The organism is Shigella sp. SIG3 (assembly GCF_053555855.1).
In genome coordinates, this window is record NZ_JBQZXE010000331.1 from 1 (window position 1) to 394 (window position 394).

Here is a 394-nt window from a genome sequence, read left to right on the forward strand (position 1 = left end):
CAGCTTGCTGTTTCGCTGACGAGTGGCGGACGGGTGAGTAATGTCTGGGAAACTGCCTGATGGAGGGGGATAACTACTGGAAACGGTAGCTAATACCGCATAACGTCGCAAGACCAAAGAGGGGGACCTTCGGGCCTCTTGCCATCGGATGTGCCCAGATGGGATTAGCTAGTAGGTGGGGTAACGGCTCACCTAGGCGACGATCCCTAGCTGGTCTGAGAGGATGACCAGCCACACTGGAACTGAGACACGGTCCAGACTCCTACGGGAGGCAGCAGTGGGGAATATTGCACAATGGGCGCAAGCCTGATGCAGCCATGCCGCGTGTATGAAGAAGGCCTTCGGGTTGTAAAGTACTTTCAGCGGGGAGGAAGGGAGTAAAGTTAATACCTTT

At 55.1% G+C, this 394-nt stretch carries 1 rRNA gene; it reads left to right on the forward strand.

The window, feature by feature from the left end:
* Nucleotides 1–394, forward strand: a 16S ribosomal RNA gene (locus ACUU1I_RS21260); the annotation flags it as partial.